We start from the raw sequence: 14,676 nt of genomic DNA on the forward strand, positions 1-14,676 counted from the left end.
CGAGCATGAACAAAAAGACTCGCCCTGCTTACTTGGGGGTATTGCTGGGGGTAGCGCTGATCGGCCTGGGCGTGGCGTATGAAAAGCTCTGGTGCGATCCCCGCGAGCTGTTGCAGGAACCTGCCGACCCGCAGGCCCTGCACCGCCTCAGCCGGGACGGCGTGACCGTGGAGTTCGAGGCCCGGCCGCTGGCCGGGGGCGAGTTGAAGGAAGGCGCCTTCGCCAATATCCGCTTCAAGGTCAGCGACCAGACCAGTGGCCAGCCGCTGTCGGGCATGGCCCCGGGGGCGTGGATCGACCCGGCGCAGTCGGCGCCGGTAGGCGACCGCAACCAAAGCTGCAAGGCGCGGGTTGCGCTGTTTCTCAAGAGCAGCATCGGCGCCCGGCCGCTGCTCGACCTGAACAGCTACTTCCTGTTGATGCTCAACAACGACGCCAGCCTGACGGTGATCGACCCGACCGTTTCGGTGGGCGGCGTGACCAGCACCATGGCCCGCATCGACCTGCCTGGGCGGCCCATGGACTGGGTGGCCACCAGCGACGACAAGCAGGTGTTCGTGTCGATCCCCGAGCGCGGCAAGGTGGCGGTGATCGATACCGAAACCTTCACCCGCGTGGCCGACCTGGACGCCGGTGACCAGCCGCTGCGCGTGGCCTTGCAACCCGACCAGCACCGGTTGTGGGTGGGCAACAACAGCAGTGACCCGGCCAAGGGGGGGGTGACGGTGATCGACGTGCCAGGGCGTACCACCCTGAAAAGCTTCAACACCGGCACCGGGCACCACGAAATTGCCTTCAGCGCCGACTCGCGTTTTGCCTACGTCAGCAACCGCGACAGCGGCACCCTGAGCGTCATTGATATCCCGCAAATGCGTCTTGCCAAAACCATCAAGGTTGGCCCGCACCCGCTGTCGGTCAGCTACTCGGCGCTGTCCCAGGCCGTTTATGTGGTCGATGGCGAGGAAGGCAGCGTGCGGGTGTTCGATGCCCGCAGCCACGAGCTGCGCCATATGGTCAAGGCCGAGCAGGGCCTGGGGCCGATGCGCTTCAGCAGCGATGGCCGCTACGGCGTGGTGCTCAACACCCTTGAGAGCCAGGCACTGGTGATCGATGCCAGTACCGACAAGCTGATCCACCACATCCCGGTAGCGGCCGAACCCTACCAGCTGACCTTTACCAAGGGCTATGCCTATGTGCGTGGTCTGGCCTCGCCGAAAGTGACCATGATCAACCTGTCCAGCCTGGGCGAAGGGCGCTCGCCGATCGTGCAGGGCTTCGAGGCTGGCCCGGCAGCGCCGCGGCAGGCCGGTGACCTGCCACTGGCCCAGGGGTTGTCGGTGTCGCGTGATGACAATTCGGTGTTCGTGGTCAACCCGGTGGACAACACCACCTACTTCTACGCCGAGGGCATGAACGCGCCGATGTCCGGCTACAACAACCGTGGTCACCAGGCCCGCGCTGCCCTGGTCGTTGACCGCAGCCTGCGCGAGGTGGCGCCCGGGGTGTACGGCTCGACGGTGAAACTGCCCGCTGCCGGCAAGTTCGACGTGGCCTTCCTGCTCAACCAGCCGCAGATCATCCACTGCTTCAGCGCCGATGTCGCCGAAGCGCCCAATGCCGGCAAGCGCAAGGCCGCGCATGCCGAGTTCATCGGCCTGGACCAACCAATGCCGCAGCACAGCGCCATTACCGCACGGGTGCGTATCGTCGGTGACGACGGCCAGCCACGGCTGGGCCTGAACGACCTGAGCCTGCGCTACTTCCTGGCGCCGTCGTCGATGCCGCGCAACCTGCAGTTGCAGGAAGTGGGTGAGGGTGTCTATCAGGCAGCCCTGACACTGCCCGAAGCCGGCGCCTGGTACCTGCATGTGCAGTCGCCATCGCTGGGGCGCAAGTTTGCCGAAGAAAACTACACCAGCCTGCGCATCCTGCCGGCCGCAGCAACCAACGCTTCCCAGACTGAAATGAGGAGTGTGCGATGAACGCCAAGCATTCTTTCCAACTGCTGGCCCTGAGCCTGGCACTGGCCAGCAACCTGGCCCTGGCCCACGCCGGCCACGATCACAAGGGCCACGCCGAACAGCCACCGGCGGCGCGCCAGGAAAAGACCAGTGTACGTTTTGCCGACGTTTCCCTGCTGAACCAGGACGGCATGCCGGTGCGCCTGGAGAAGGACCTGGTCGGTGACCACCTGGTGGTCATGGGCTTCATCTACACCAGCTGCACCACGGTGTGCCCGGTGGTGTCGTCGATCATGGGCAAGGTCCAGCAACAGCTGGGTGGCCGGGTAGGCGAAGAAATCCACATGGTGTCGATCAGCGTCGACCCGCAGCGTGACGACGCCAAGCGCCTGCAAGACTACGCCAAGGCCTTCCAGAAGGGGCCAGGCTGGAGCTGGCTGACCGGCACCCCGTACGCTGTCACCGAAACCCTCAAGGGCCTGGGCAGCTTCAGCGCCGACCTCAGCCAGCACCCGCCGCTGATCCTGGTGGGTGACGGGCGCAGCGGGCACTGGACCCGCTACTACGGCTTCACCGACCCCACCGTACTGATTGAAGAAATCAACCGTCTCAGCGCCCGCCGGGTGCATGCCAAAAGTACGGCCATTGCCGACCACCATGAGGTGCAACCATGAGCTCTGTAACCTCCCGCCGCGGCGGCATGCGCGCTTTCGACTGGCTGGTGCTGGGCGGCTGCCTGTGGATTCTCGCTTCTGTGGCGTTCGCCCATGAAGGCCACCTGGAGCAGGCCCCCGAGCCACAGCCCGCCCCCCAGGCGATGACCAGTGGCGGCGGCACCCGCGATGCCCAGACCTGGTTCACCGATACCGTGCTGAAGGACCAGAATGGCCGCGAGCTGCGTTTTTACAGTGATGTACTCAAGGACAAGGTGGTGATGCTGAACGTGATCTTCACCCACTGCACCGACGCCTGCCCGCTGATCACCCGCAAGCTGCGCGAAGTGCGCGAGGCCATGGGCCAGCAACTGGCCAGCCAGGTGACCTTTGTGTCGATCAGCAGCGACCCGCTCAACGATACCCCGCAAGCACTCAAGGCGTTTGCCGCGAAGCAGGGGGTTGATGGGCCGAACTGGCTGTTCCTGACCGGTGACAAGGCCAATGTCGACCTGGTGCTTGGCCGTATTGGCCAGTTCCTGCCTAGCCCCGAGCAGCACTCCACGCAGCTGATTGCCGGCGATGTGGCGGGCAAACGCTGGAGCAAGATCCGCCCGGATGCACCACCCGCGGCCATAGCCCAGCGCATGCAACTGCTGACCCAGCCCTTGGCAGGCCGGTGATTGCCATGGTGCGATCCCCGTGGAGACAACGACTGAGAGGGCAGCCTTTGTGGGAGCGGCCTTGCGTCGCGAAAGGGCTGCGCAGCAGCCCCGGCAATGGCAGCCTCAACCCAGAAAGCGGGGAGCGCTGCGCGCTCCTTTCGCGACGCAAGGCCGCTCCCACAAGTATTCGCACCGGGCTTTCGATCTGCTTGGCATGCTTGCTGGGCATGGCACCTTTTGCCTCAGCCCTTGACCTGACCGAACACGAACAAGCCGGCAAACGCCTCTACCGCGAGGGCGTCTCCAGCAGCGATGCACAATTGCAGGCCCGGGTCGGTGCCAGCGACATCAGTGTGCCCGCCAGCGTGCTGCCCTGCGCCAGCTGCCACGGCAACGACGGCCGTGGCCGGGCCGAAGGCGGCGTGCGCCCACCCAACCTGGACTGGCAACGCCTGGCACAAGGCCAGGGCGCACGCGAAGCCAATGGCCGCAGCTACCCGGCATATACCGAGCGCAGCCTGGCCCGGGCCATCCAGCATGGCGTAGACCCGGCGGGCAATCGGCTGGACCCGGCCATGCCACGCTTCGAACTGACCATGGCCGACCAGCGCAACCTTACCGCCTACCTGAAACGCCTGGCCGAGGAACGCGACCCCGGCATAGAGGAGGGCGTACTGCGCCTGGGCACCTTGCTGCCGGCGTCCGGCCCGCTGGCCGAAGCCGGGCAGGTGGTACGTGCGGTACTGGAAGACGGGGTGGCGCAACTCAACCAGCAAGGCGGCATTCATGGGCGGCACCTGCAGCTGGTTGTGCTGGACCCTGGTTTCGACGCGGCCAGCGCCGAGCAGGCCTTGCAGCAGTTGCTGGAGCAAGAGCGCGTATTCGCGCTGATTTCGCCTTTGGCACCGATGCTCGACCCGCGCCTGACAACCTTGCTGGCACCACAGAATGTACCCCTGATTGGCAGTACCCCGCGCAGCGGCGGCAGCCCGCAGATCTTCGACCCGCTGCCCGGCTTACCTGCGCAATTGCTGAGCCTGGCGGGCCACGCCCGTGCAGGGGTGGGCCTGGCACCGGGCGACTTGCGCGTGGTGTACGCCGGCAGCGACCAGGCGGAGGCGGCCGAGCAGGTACGTGAGCGCCTGTTGCAGGAAGGCTGGGCGCCGCCCGCCATCGAGGCCTTCGAGGGCCAGGCCGTGGACGGGCAGGGCATCGTCTTCCTTGGCCGCGCCCAGGCATTTGTCGAGCTGGCGACGGCGTTGCAGGCCGCAGGCCGCCAGCCCTACCTGTTCGCTGCGTCCGGCCAGGTGGCCGGCGCCGTGGCGCGGTTGCCCGAGCAATGGTCGCAACGGGTGTTTCTGGCCTACCCCTATGTCCCCGAAGACTGGACCGAGCAGGGCCTGGCCACCCTCGCCGGGCTGCAGCAGCGCCAGGGCCTGGACCCACGCCAGGCGTCGTTGCAGGTCAATACCTTGTGCGCCCTGCGCCTGTTGAGCGAAGCGCTGAAACAGATTGGCCGTGATGCCAGCCGTGAACAACTGATTGGCGCACTGGAAGGCTTGCACGATGTGTCTACCGGCCTGACCCCGGCGCTGGGCTTTGGCCCCGGTCGCCGTCAGGGCATGGCCGGTGCCCATGTAGTGGCGGTGGCCCTGCCCGGGCCGCGTTTCACCGCAGTTACCCCTTACCGGCCGGTGCCGGACAGCCTTTGAGTGGAGGTTGCCATGCGTATTATGTTGCTGTGCCTGTTGCTGGTAATGGCCAAGGCGAGCTGGGCCGATGTACCTGCTGCACGGGTCAATGGCGTGGAGATTGGGTTGACGCGCCTGGAGCGCTATTTCAGCGAATACCTGGCCGCCCAGGGCCGCGCGGTGACCAGCATCCGCAACCCGGGGCTTTACAAGCGCCTGCGCGATCAGGCGCTGGATGAGCTGATCGACAAGGAGCTGCTGTGGCAGGAAGCCCGGCGACAAGGCATCGCCATCAGCGACGCGCAGGTGTCGGCGCATGTCGGCGAGGTAGAAGCTGCGTTCGGCAGCCCGGCAATTTTTGAACGGCGTCTGGCAGAGGCGGGCTTTGACAGGGCACAGTACACTGAGTACACCCGGCAAGACATGGCGGCCCAGCAGATGTATGCCCAGCTCAGCGCAGTCGACGCGCCGAGCCCGGCCGAAGTGCAAGCATTCTATGATGCCAACCGAGAAACACTGCAAGGAGCGCAGAACCAAAGTGTTAACCCTTCGGTCATACACGAACAGGGCCTGGTCTTGGCCAGGGCCGCGCTCATCGGTGAGCGCGAGGCGCAAGCGCGCAAGTCTGTGCGCCAACGTTTGCGCAATTCCGCTAAAGTGGAGATCGCTGACTGAAGCCCCTGGTGGCGTTCCCCCCAAAGCTGGGGAATTAGGGTTTGGCAATGTGCCATCAGTTTCCCCGGTTGTGGGGAAGCGGGCGGGTGTGCCTGCCCGCCGTGTGCTGGGTGCTGGCTGGCACCTTTTGCAAATCAATGACTTACAGCGGTGCAACATGACTATTCACGCCTGGCACGAAGCCTGCTCAAGCCTGTACAAGGGCGCACTTCGCAGACCGGGAAACCGGGCAGTTCTTGGGAGTCGACCTTGGTGAACAGAGTATTGGTAGTCGATGACGAACAGACCCTTGCGCAGAACCTGCAAGCGTACTTGCAGGCGCAAGGCCTGGAAGTTCATGTTGCCCACGACGGTGCTAGTGGTATCGAACAGGCTGAGCGCCTGGCGCCACAAGTGATCGTGCTGGATTACCGCTTGCCCGACATGGAAGGTTTTCAGGTTCTGGAGGCTGTACGCAAGAACAGGCAGTGCCACTTCATGCTGATCACCGCCCACCCCACCGTCGAGGTGCGTGAGCGGGCCGCGGAGCTGGGGGTGAGCCATGTCCTGTTCAAGCCGTTCCCCTTGGTGGAACTGGCCCGTGCAATCTTCGACCTGATGGGCATCGAGCGCCGGCGCAGGGCCACGGACAACCCGGCTGAAGGTTTCGTCGAACGACGCCAGAACAGGAACGAATCGTTCCCCCTGCAGTTGTACGATGGAAGCTGGGTGTTGGCTGACCGCCGCCGCAATGGCGCCAAGCCACGAGGGCCCGACGACGATCAACTGCTCACAGGGGAATAGCGGCGCCCGCACCCCTGGCTGAGCCAGCCTGCGACGCGCCCCCTGAGCGGAGTCGCAGGCCATGCCAGAAGCATTCGATGCAACCCGGGATTTGCAACAGCCTGCACCGGCTTCTTCGCGGGTAAACCCGCTCCCACAGGAATCGCGCGATCTTCAGGTTTGCAGTGAACCTGTGGGAGCGGGCATGCCCGCGAAGAATCCGGCACCATTCTCGGCCTACCCCCGCGACCTGCTGGCCCAGGCCCGTCTGCAAGCCAGCGACGAGCGCCTGCTCAACTGCCTCGAACGCCTTGCTTGCGACAACCCCGCTACCTTCACCCGACGCCTGGGCCTGACCCTGCATTACCCGGTGCTGGACAGCCACACCCTGCTGGCCAGCAGCCCACGCTTTGACAAGGTCAGCCTAGCCGCGTGCCTGAAGCGCGAATTCGTGCTGATCGAGCAGGGCGGCCAGCTGTTGGGCGTGTTCGCCGACCCCTTCGACCCCGCCCGCCTGGCCTGGATCGATGATGTACTGCAAGGCGCGCCGCTGTACCTGGCCCACGCCGCCGAACTGGCCACCTTCCTTGCCCGCCACGAAGAAAGCTTCCACGCCGTCGATGCCCTCGACCATGACGCCGAGGCCAGCAGCGAAGGCGACCCGCTGCAACGCCTTTCGCTGGCCAGCATCAGCGAAGACCAGAGCCGCGTGGTCAAGCTGGTCAACTCCACCCTGTACGACGCCCTCAAGCTGCACGCCAGCGACATCCACCTGGGCATGACCGGCCAGGGCCTGACCATCAAGTACCGCATCGACGGCGTGCTCAACGGCGCCGGCAAGGCCAGTGGCAGCGCCTTCGCCGACCAGGTGATCTCGCGCATCAAGGTCATGGCCGAACTGGACATTGGCGAAAAACGCGTGCCCCAGGACGGCCGCTTCAAGGTTGCCGTGGGTGACCGGCAAATCGATTTCAGGGTATCGATCATGCCCAGCATCTTTGGCGAAGACGCCGTGCTGCGGGTGCTCGACAAGCAGGACTTGTCCGACCGGGTCAGCGGCGTGCAACTGCAGGCCCTGGGCTTTGCCGACGAAACCCTGCGCGCGCTGCGCCGGCTGGCTGCCGAACCCTACGGCATGATCCTGGTCACCGGCCCCACCGGCAGCGGCAAGACCACCACCCTGTACGCCATGATCAGCGAGATCAACCACGGCGTGGACAAGATCATCACCATCGAAGACCCGGTCGAGTACCAACTGCCCGGCGTGTTGCAGATCCCGGTCAACGAGAAGAAGGGCCTGACCTTCGCCCGCGGCCTGCGCTCCATCTTGCGCCACGACCCGGACAAGATCCTGGTGGGTGAGATCCGCGACCCGGACACCGCGCAAATTGCCGTGCAGTCGGCGCTCACCGGCCACCTGGTGTTCACCACCATCCACGCCAACAACGTATTCGACGTGATCGGCCGCTTCAGCCAGATGCAGGTCGACCCCTACAGCTTTGTTTCCGCGCTGAACGCGGTGCTGGCCCAGCGCCTGATCCGCCTGGCCTGCACCCATTGCTCCAGCCCCTGCGAGGTGGATGACGACACCCTGTACGGCTCGGGCCTGACCCGTGAGGGCGTGGCCGGCTGGAAGTTCGTCCGCGTGCAGGGCTGCGGCCAGTGCCGGGGCAGCGGCTTTCGCGGCCGCAGCGCCATCGCCGAACTGCTGCACCTGGACGACGACCTGCGGCAGATGATTGTCGAGCGCCGCCCCCTCTCGCAAATCAAGACCCTCGCCTGCCAGCGTGGCCTGCGCCTGCTGCGGGCTTCGGCCCTGGACCTGGTCCGCGATGGCCGCACCACCCTTGAGGAGATCAACCGTGTCACATTCATCTGATCGTTTCTGTGCCGTGGTCGGCGCCGAGGGTGTCGGCTTGGGTTGCTGGCACAAACACCAACACCAGTGGCTGGGCAGCCGCGAGTTCAGTTGCGACGCCGCCCAGCCTGCCTGGGACGCCGCCGTCGACGCGCTGGCCGGGCTGTTGGCCGAGCATGCTGTACGGGGCGCCCAGTTGCGGGTGCTGTTGTCGGCCCGCTACAGCCGCTTCTGCCTGGTGCCCTGGAGTGATGCCATCGGCCACCCGCGCGAGCTGGACGCCTATGCCCGGGCCTGCTTCGAAAACCTCTACGGGCAGCCGTTGGACGACTGGCGTATCGTGCTGTCGCCTGAGCCTGCCGGTGCCGCCCGCATCGCCACGGCGCTGCCCGAAGCCCTGCTGCAACGGTTGCAGGGGCTGGGCCGGGAAACCCGCCTGAGCCTGCGCTCGGTGCAGCCGTACCTGATGGCTGCCTATAACCGCTGCTCGCCGCAGCTGGAGCAGGGCGACTTCCTGTTCGTGCTGGCCGAGCCGCGCCGCAGCGTGCTGCTGCTGGCCGCTGGCGGCGCCTGGCAGCAAGTGCTGACGCAAGGCTGCGCCGACAGCGACCAGGCCCTGCAAGCATTGATCGAGCGCACCTGCGAGCTGTATGGCGAGCACCTGCCACGGGTGTACCTGCATGCCCCGGGCCGGGGCGACGTGCCGCAACTGGCGGCGGTGCAGCTGTGCCAGCCGGCCAGCGAAGCCGACCCGCTGTGCGCCATGTGGCGGGCGGTGGCTTGACATGCGCCGCCTCGAACTGGAATTCCAACCCCGGCGCAGCGGCCCACTGGCCTGGTCGCTGCTGGCCCTGGGCTGCGCCGTGGTCGCCGGCCTCGTATTGCTGCAACAGCATTTGCAGACCGAGCAGGTAGACCTTGAGGCCAGCGTGCACAGCCTGGAGCTGCAACTGGGCCGCCGCCCTGCCACCGTGGCCCCGCAAAGTACTGCTGCCAGCCGTGAGCAGGCCGAGCGGCTGGCCCAGATGCGCAGCGTGTCGCAACAACTGCAACGCCCCTGGCAGCAGCTGTTCGCCATGCTCGAAGCCTTGCCGCAGGACGATGTGGCGCTGCTCGGCCTGACCCCGGACGCGCGCAAAGGCCAGGTCCGTATCGCCGCGGAAGCACGCAACCTGGAAGCGATGCTGCAGTACCACCAGCGCCTGGAAGCCAGCGATGAGCTCAGCGATGTATCGCTGCTCAACCATGAGGTGTTGGCCGCGCAGCCCGAGCACCCGGTGCGCTTCACGCTCACCGCCACCTGGGAGACTGGCCATGCGCGCCCTTGAATCGCTGAACAGCCTGATCCTCCAGGAACGCCTGCGCCGCGTCGGCCCGGTTGGCCTGGCCGCCGTCGCCGTGGGCGTGCTGGCGCTGGGCGTGGTGTGCGCCGGGTTGCTGCCGCAGTGGCAGAGCGTGCGTGAACTGCGCGCCACCGAAGCGGACGCCAGCGTTCAGGTCGGGCGGGTCAAGCGTGGCGAGGTGAAGATCGCCGTCAAGCCCGAGCAGCAGGCCCTCGACAGCCTGCGCCAGCAATTGCCGGGGCAGCCCCAGGCCAGCGAGTTGATCGAGCGCCTGTACCACCTGGCCAGCGCCGAGCACATCAGCCTGGCGCGCGGTGAGTACGCCTTGGGCGTCGATCCCAAGACCCAGCTGGCGCGCTACCAGATCGTGCTGCCGGTGCGCGGCAGCTACCCGCAGATTCGCGCCTTTATCAAAGGCCTGCTCAAGCAGCTGCCGACCTTGGTGCTGGAAGACCTCGAGCTGCAACGCAAACGCATCGGCGACAGCGAGCTGAATGCCCGCCTGCGCATGACCCTTTACCTGTCGAGGTCATGATGAACACACAACGTGCAGTCATCTGGGCCAGCTTCCTCGGCGTGAGCGCAGTCCTCGCCTGGGCACCAGGGCACTGGTTTGACACGGAAGACAGCGTCGCGGCCTTCGCGGGCTCGCCCGCTCCCACAGGCGTTGTGGGCAACGCCGAACCTGTGGGAGCGGCTTTAGCCGCGAAAGGGCCGGAACAGGCCTCCAGAGATCTGTTCCCAACCCAGCAATGGACCAAACCCCAAGCCCTGGCCACGGTCACCGAACAACCCGTGGCTGTAGCGCCCATCGTGGCCGCAGCGCCGACCGCCCCGGAACTGCCGTTCCAGTTCATCGGCCGCATGGGCAACGACAACGACCTGCAGATCTTCCTGCAGAGCGGCGAAAAACTCTACGTCGTGCGCCAGGGCGACGTCATCGAAGACACGTATCGCCTCGATCGGGTATCGGCCAGCGAGCTGAGCCTGGTCTACCTGCCTTTGCACCAGTCGCAGACCTTGTCTGTCGGGAGCGCACCATGAAGTCGTCAAAGCTGTGCAAGCCTGCTCCGTTCCTGCTGTTGGCGTTGTGCGTGGCCATTGCCGGCTGCGGCTCCAGTGCGGTACGCAAGGACAGCGACCAGTTGATGAAGGAGGGCCAGTACGAAGCCGGTATCGCCCGGCTGGAAGAAGCCCTGCGCGATGACCCGCGTGATACCGAGCTGAACATCGCCCTGGCCCACAGCCGTCAGGCAGCAGTCGAGGCGCTGATCACCCAGGCCGATGCCGACCGCATCCGCCACGACTTTGCCAACGCCCGCATGGGCTATGGCCGGGTGCTTACCCTGGAGCCGAACAACCGCCGCGCCCAGGAAGGTACGCGCCAGCTGGAACTGATTCGCACCCTCGACGAGCGCGTGGCCCTGGGCCAGGCAGCGTTGCGCCAGGGCGACCTGTTCGGCGCCGAGCGTTACATGCGCGAAGTGCTGCGCCTGGACCCGCAAAACCAGAAGGGCATGGCCCTGCGCAGCGACATCGAGAATGTCCAGGCGCGCACCGCGCAACCCTTCCCGCAGCTGCGCAGCAAGCTGGACCGGCCGGTCACCCTGGAGTTTCGTGATGCCAACCTGAAGACCATTTTCGAAGTGCTGTCCCAGGTCGCCGGTATCAATTTCATCTTCGACAAAGACCTTCGCCCGGACATGAAGGCCACCATCTTCGTGCGTGAAGTGCGCATCGAAGACGCCGTGGCGCTGCTGCTGGAGCAGAACCAGCTGCGCCAGAAGATCGTCAACGACAACACCCTGATGGTGTACCCCGACTCGCCGCAGAAGACCAAGGACTACCAGGAACTGGTCATGCGCACCTTCTACCTGACCAGCATCGACGCCAACACCGCGCTGAACATGGTCAAGACCATGCTCAAGACCCGCGACGTGTTCGTCGACGAGCGCCTCAACACCCTGACCATGCGCGACACCCCCGATGCCGTGCGCATGGCCGAAAAGCTGCTGCAATCGCAGGACCAGTCCAACCCCGAAGTGGTGCTGGAAGTGGAGGTGATGGAAGTGGCAACCTCACGCATCCTCGACCTTGGCCTGCAATGGCCCAACACGTTCGGCGTGCTGACTTCCGACGGCAAACCGGTCAGCGTGCTCGACCAGCTGAGGGGCATCGACTCCAGCCGCATCAGCATCGGGCCGGCACCGCAGGCCAAGATCAATGCCTCGGACAAAGACATCAACACCTTGGCCAGCCCGGTGATCCGCGTCAGCAACCGCGAGCAGGCACGTATTCACATCGGCCAGCGAGTGCCGATCATCAGCGCCACTTCGGTGCCGTCCACCCAGGGCCCGGTAATCACTGAAAGCGTCACCTACCTGGACGTGGGTCTCAAGCTTGAAGTGCAACCCACCGTGCACCTGAACAACGAAGTGGCGATCAAGGTGGCCCTGGAAGTCAGTAACGCCACCCCGCTGGAGGCTACCCGTCAGGGCACCATCCCGGTTCAGGTCGACACCCGCAATGCCCAGACCACCCTGCGCCTGCACGATGGCGAAACCCAGGTACTGGCCGGCCTGGTGCGCAACGACCACAACGCCAGCGGCAACAAGATCCCGGGGCTGGGTGACATCCCCGGCCTGGGCCGGCTGTTCGGCAGCAACAAGGACGACATGAGCAAGTCCGAGCTGGTGCTGGCGATTACCCCGCGCATCGTGCGCAACCTGCCGTACCAGAGCCCGTCGGACATGGAGTTCTCCACCGGCACCGAGTCGGCCATGCAGGTACGTCAGATGGCCCCGCTACCGCCAACGGACGTGCCCGGCAACGCGCCGGCTACCGACGCACCGGTCGTGGACAGCCAGATGGCAGTGGCCCCGGCCAACGGGAGCCCACGGCCATGAAAGCCCGGCGCCGCATGCAGGGCTTCAGCCTGATCGAAGTGGTGCTGACCCTGGCACTGCTTGGGCTGCTGGCCAGCATGGCCGCGCCACTGACCGAAACCGTGGTGCGCCGCGGCAAGGAGCAGCAACTGCGCGAGGCGCTGTACCAGATTCGTGATGCCATCGACGCCTACAAGCGGGCCTTCGACGCTGGCTACATCGAGAAGCGCCTGGACGCCAGCGGCTATCCACCGAACCTGCAGGTGCTGGTGGACGGTGTGCGCGATGTGCGCAGCGCCAAGGGCGCCAAGTTCTACTTCCTGCGGCGCATCCCGCATGACCCGCTGGTGGCGGCCAAGGATGAAGACGAAGGCGGCTGGGGCCTGCGCGCCTATGACAGCAGCCCCGACAACCCGCGCGAAGGCGAAGACGTGTTCGACGTGTATTCCAGGGCCCGTGGCAAAGGCCTCAACAGCATCCCCTACGGGCAATGGTGACAGCCATGAAACGCAGCAAAGGCTTCACCCTGATCGAACTGCTGGTGGTCATGGCGATCATCGCCACGCTGATGACCATCGCCATGCCGCGTTACTTCAACAGCCTGGAAAGCTCCCGTGAAGCCACGCTGCGCCAAAGCCTGGCGGTGCTGCGCGAGTCGCTGGACCACTACTACGGCGACACCGGTCACTACCCGGACTCGCTGGAGCAGTTGGTGGAGCAACGTTACCTGCGCAACACCCCGGTCGACCCGATCACCGAGCGCAGCGATGCCTGGCAGCTGGTGCCACCGCCCGAAGGCGTGGCCGGCGGCGTGGCGGATATCAAGAGCGGTGCCACAGGGAGGGCGCGTGATGGCAGTCTCTTCGCTGAATGGTAAGGCCGAGCGTGGCTTTACCTACCTGGGTGTGCTGCTGCTGATTGCGGTCAGCAGTGTGGCCCTGGCCGCTACTGGCACGATCTGGGCCAGCGCCGCCCAGCGTGATCGCGAGCGCCAGTTGCTGTGGGTGGGCAGCCAGTACGCCCAAGCCTTGCGCAGCTACTACCGTGCCTCGCCGGGCCTGGCCCAATACCCGCAGGCGCTGGCCGACCTGCTGCAGGACAACCGCTTCCCGCAGGCCCAGCGGCACATTCGTCGGCTGTACCCCGACCCCATCACCAACAGCGACGAGTGGGGCCTGCTGCGTGCAATCGACGGCCGCATCACCGGCGTGTACAGCCGCTCGGACGCCACCCCGTTCAAGCGCAGTGGCTTCAGCGCCGAATGGAGCGGTTTCGAAGGGCTGGAACACTACAGCGACTGGCAGTTCGTCGCCGAGCAGGCCTTCAGTGAAAGCGCCGGCGGCGTGCAGACCCACAGCGGCCCGGGAGACACGCCATGAATACCTTGGCTGCGCTGTGCCTGGGCCTGCTGCTGGCGTTGGCCACTTCGGCCAAGGCCGGGGACGAAGACGAGATGCAGGGCTTCATCGTCGACAACACCATTTCGCACATCGGCCACGACTTTTACTACTACTTCGCCGACCGCCTGCGCGCCACCAGCCGCCTGGACTTCAACCTGGTGGTACGCGAACGCCCGGATGCCCGCTGGGGCAGCCTGGTCACCGTGGAGTTCGAGCGTGAGGTGATGTACCGCCGCTTCCTGCCACCAAACACCACCGAGCTCAAAGACGAGGCCGTGGCAGCCGCCGACCTGGTCAAGCAGCAAATCATTCAACGCAAGCTGCAACGCCTGCTACAGGACACCACCGACTTGGAGAGGGACGAGCTATGAACCACCGCATTCCACGTTGCATCGCCGCCTGCCTGCTGGCCAGCGCTTGCGCTGCCCAGGCCACCGAGCTGGTGTACACCCCGGTCAACCCGGCCTTTGGCGGCAACCCGTTGAACGGCACCTGGCTGCTGAACAACGCCCAGGCGCAAAACGATTACGACGACCCCGACCTCAAGGACCGTGCCTCGGCCTTTACCGGCACCACGGCCCTGGAGCGCTTCAGCAACCAGCTGGAGTCGCGGATGTTGTCGCAGTTGCTGGACAACATCAGCAACGGCAGCACCGGCAGCATGGCGACCGATGCGTTTCTCATCGACGTCATCGACGATTCAGGGGCCTTGAGCATCAAGGTCACCGATCGTGCCACAGGAGAAATTTCGATCATTGAGGTCAGCGGCCTGAACCCCTGAGA

Annotated in this window: 17 protein-coding genes; all 17 read left to right on the plus strand. The window is 65.5% G+C overall.

All coding sequences use genetic code 11. The annotated features are described in order from the left end of the window. The first annotated feature begins 5 nt into the window (after positions 1–5). The 17 genes from PP4_RS12015 (at position 6) to PP4_RS12095 (ending at position 14,674) form a co-directional block, all read left to right on the plus strand. Positions 6–1,982: a cytochrome D1 domain-containing protein gene (locus PP4_RS12015; protein ID WP_016499449.1), complete on the plus strand. Its 1,977-nt coding sequence runs from the start codon at positions 6–8 to the stop codon at positions 1,980–1,982. After that, positions 1,979–2,635, plus strand: coding sequence for an SCO family protein (locus PP4_RS12020; protein WP_016499450.1), 657 nt, complete (start codon positions 1,979–1,981; stop codon positions 2,633–2,635). Before PP4_RS12015 ends, PP4_RS12020 begins: the two co-directional genes overlap by 4 nt. Continuing rightward, complete coding sequence (locus tag PP4_RS12025) at positions 2,632–3,297, plus strand: SCO family protein (protein WP_016499451.1); 666 nt, start codon at positions 2,632–2,634, stop codon at positions 3,295–3,297. The genes PP4_RS12020 and PP4_RS12025 overlap by 4 nt, the downstream gene beginning before the upstream one ends. 209 nt (positions 3,298–3,506) lie before the next feature. Beyond that, positions 3,507–4,991, plus strand: a complete 1,485-nt coding sequence (locus PP4_RS12030; protein WP_016499452.1) for a cytochrome c/ABC transporter substrate-binding protein — start codon at positions 3,507–3,509, stop codon at positions 4,989–4,991. A gap of 12 nt (positions 4,992–5,003) precedes the next feature. Continuing rightward, positions 5,004–5,645 (plus strand): SurA N-terminal domain-containing protein, encoded by a 642-nt coding sequence (locus tag PP4_RS12035; RefSeq protein ID WP_016499453.1) that lies wholly within the window; start codon positions 5,004–5,006, stop codon positions 5,643–5,645. Between the two features lie 249 nt (positions 5,646–5,894). Next, positions 5,895–6,428, plus strand: coding sequence for a response regulator (locus PP4_RS12040; RefSeq protein WP_016499454.1), 534 nt, complete (start codon positions 5,895–5,897; stop codon positions 6,426–6,428). Positions 6,429–6,612: 184 nt separating this feature from the next. Beyond that, on the plus strand, positions 6,613–8,286 hold the full coding sequence (locus tag PP4_RS12045; RefSeq protein WP_016499455.1) for a GspE/PulE family protein: 1,674 nt from the start codon (positions 6,613–6,615) through the stop codon (positions 8,284–8,286). Beyond that, positions 8,270–9,049: a hypothetical protein gene (locus tag PP4_RS12050; protein WP_016499456.1), complete on the plus strand. Its 780-nt coding sequence runs from the start codon at positions 8,270–8,272 to the stop codon at positions 9,047–9,049. Before PP4_RS12045 ends, PP4_RS12050 begins: the two co-directional genes overlap by 17 nt. Before the next feature lies 1 nt (position 9,050). Further along, positions 9,051–9,593 (plus strand): hypothetical protein, encoded by a 543-nt coding sequence (locus tag PP4_RS12055; RefSeq protein ID WP_016499457.1) that lies wholly within the window; start codon positions 9,051–9,053, stop codon positions 9,591–9,593. After that, a complete protein-coding gene (gene pilO / locus PP4_RS12060; protein ID WP_016499458.1) occupies positions 9,580–10,143 on the plus strand; it encodes a type 4a pilus biogenesis protein PilO in 564 nt (187 codons plus the stop codon). The genes PP4_RS12055 and pilO overlap by 14 nt, the downstream gene beginning before the upstream one ends. Beyond that, positions 10,143–10,652: a hypothetical protein gene (locus tag PP4_RS12065; protein ID WP_016499459.1), complete on the plus strand. Its 510-nt coding sequence runs from the start codon at positions 10,143–10,145 to the stop codon at positions 10,650–10,652. Before pilO ends, PP4_RS12065 begins: the two co-directional genes overlap by 1 nt. Continuing rightward, positions 10,649–12,514 carry a secretin N-terminal domain-containing protein gene (locus PP4_RS12070; RefSeq protein ID WP_016499460.1) on the plus strand — a complete coding sequence of 622 codons (1,866 nt, stop codon included), beginning with the start codon at positions 10,649–10,651 and terminating at the stop codon, positions 12,512–12,514. Before PP4_RS12065 ends, PP4_RS12070 begins: the two co-directional genes overlap by 4 nt. Beyond that, entirely contained in the window at positions 12,511–12,990 is a 480-nt protein-coding gene (locus PP4_RS12075) for a type II secretion system protein (protein WP_016499461.1), read from the plus strand. The genes PP4_RS12070 and PP4_RS12075 overlap by 4 nt, the downstream gene beginning before the upstream one ends. A gap of 5 nt (positions 12,991–12,995) precedes the next feature. Further along, positions 12,996–13,370 (plus strand): type II secretion system protein, encoded by a 375-nt coding sequence (locus tag PP4_RS12080; RefSeq protein WP_012272103.1) that lies wholly within the window; start codon positions 12,996–12,998, stop codon positions 13,368–13,370. After that, entirely contained in the window at positions 13,345–13,872 is a 528-nt protein-coding gene (locus tag PP4_RS12085; RefSeq protein ID WP_016499462.1) for a type II secretion system protein, read from the plus strand. The genes PP4_RS12080 and PP4_RS12085 overlap by 26 nt, the downstream gene beginning before the upstream one ends. After that, positions 13,869–14,264, plus strand: a complete 396-nt coding sequence (gene csgE, locus PP4_RS12090; RefSeq protein ID WP_016499463.1) for a curli production assembly/transport protein CsgE — start codon at positions 13,869–13,871, stop codon at positions 14,262–14,264. Before PP4_RS12085 ends, csgE begins: the two co-directional genes overlap by 4 nt. Then, complete coding sequence (locus tag PP4_RS12095) at positions 14,261–14,674, plus strand: curli assembly protein CsgF (RefSeq protein ID WP_016487339.1); 414 nt, start codon at positions 14,261–14,263, stop codon at positions 14,672–14,674. Before csgE ends, PP4_RS12095 begins: the two co-directional genes overlap by 4 nt. Positions 14,675–14,676 lie beyond the last annotated feature (2 nt).

The organism is Pseudomonas putida NBRC 14164 (assembly GCF_000412675.1).
Classification (GTDB): domain Bacteria; phylum Pseudomonadota; class Gammaproteobacteria; order Pseudomonadales; family Pseudomonadaceae; genus Aquipseudomonas; species Aquipseudomonas putida.

What these genes read in the sequence shown, in the direction of transcription:
- PP4_RS12015 (WP_016499449.1), top strand. Translation starts at nt 6, where the DNA reads ATGAACAAAAAGACTCGCCCTGCTTACTTGGGGGTATTGCTGGGGGTA.
- PP4_RS12020 (WP_016499450.1), top strand. Translation starts at nt 1,979, where the DNA reads ATGAACGCCAAGCATTCTTTCCAACTGCTGGCCCTGAGCCTGGCACTG.
- PP4_RS12025 (WP_016499451.1), top strand. Translation starts at nt 2,632, where the DNA reads ATGAGCTCTGTAACCTCCCGCCGCGGCGGCATGCGCGCTTTCGACTGG.
- PP4_RS12030 (WP_016499452.1), top strand. Translation starts at nt 3,507, where the DNA reads ATGGCACCTTTTGCCTCAGCCCTTGACCTGACCGAACACGAACAAGCC.
- PP4_RS12035 (WP_016499453.1), top strand. Translation starts at nt 5,004, where the DNA reads ATGCGTATTATGTTGCTGTGCCTGTTGCTGGTAATGGCCAAGGCGAGC.
- PP4_RS12045 (WP_016499455.1), top strand. Translation starts at nt 6,613, where the DNA reads ATGCCCGCGAAGAATCCGGCACCATTCTCGGCCTACCCCCGCGACCTG.
- PP4_RS12055 (WP_016499457.1), top strand. Translation starts at nt 9,051, where the DNA reads ATGCGCCGCCTCGAACTGGAATTCCAACCCCGGCGCAGCGGCCCACTG.
- pilO (WP_016499458.1), top strand. Translation starts at nt 9,580, where the DNA reads ATGCGCGCCCTTGAATCGCTGAACAGCCTGATCCTCCAGGAACGCCTG.
- PP4_RS12065 (WP_016499459.1), top strand. Translation starts at nt 10,143, where the DNA reads ATGAACACACAACGTGCAGTCATCTGGGCCAGCTTCCTCGGCGTGAGC.
- PP4_RS12070 (WP_016499460.1), top strand. Translation starts at nt 10,649, where the DNA reads ATGAAGTCGTCAAAGCTGTGCAAGCCTGCTCCGTTCCTGCTGTTGGCG.
- PP4_RS12075 (WP_016499461.1), top strand. Translation starts at nt 12,511, where the DNA reads ATGAAAGCCCGGCGCCGCATGCAGGGCTTCAGCCTGATCGAAGTGGTG.
- PP4_RS12080 (WP_012272103.1), top strand. Translation starts at nt 12,996, where the DNA reads ATGAAACGCAGCAAAGGCTTCACCCTGATCGAACTGCTGGTGGTCATG.
- PP4_RS12085 (WP_016499462.1), top strand. Translation starts at nt 13,345, where the DNA reads ATGGCAGTCTCTTCGCTGAATGGTAAGGCCGAGCGTGGCTTTACCTAC.
- csgE (WP_016499463.1), top strand. Translation starts at nt 13,869, where the DNA reads ATGAATACCTTGGCTGCGCTGTGCCTGGGCCTGCTGCTGGCGTTGGCC.
- PP4_RS12095 (WP_016487339.1), top strand. Translation starts at nt 14,261, where the DNA reads ATGAACCACCGCATTCCACGTTGCATCGCCGCCTGCCTGCTGGCCAGC.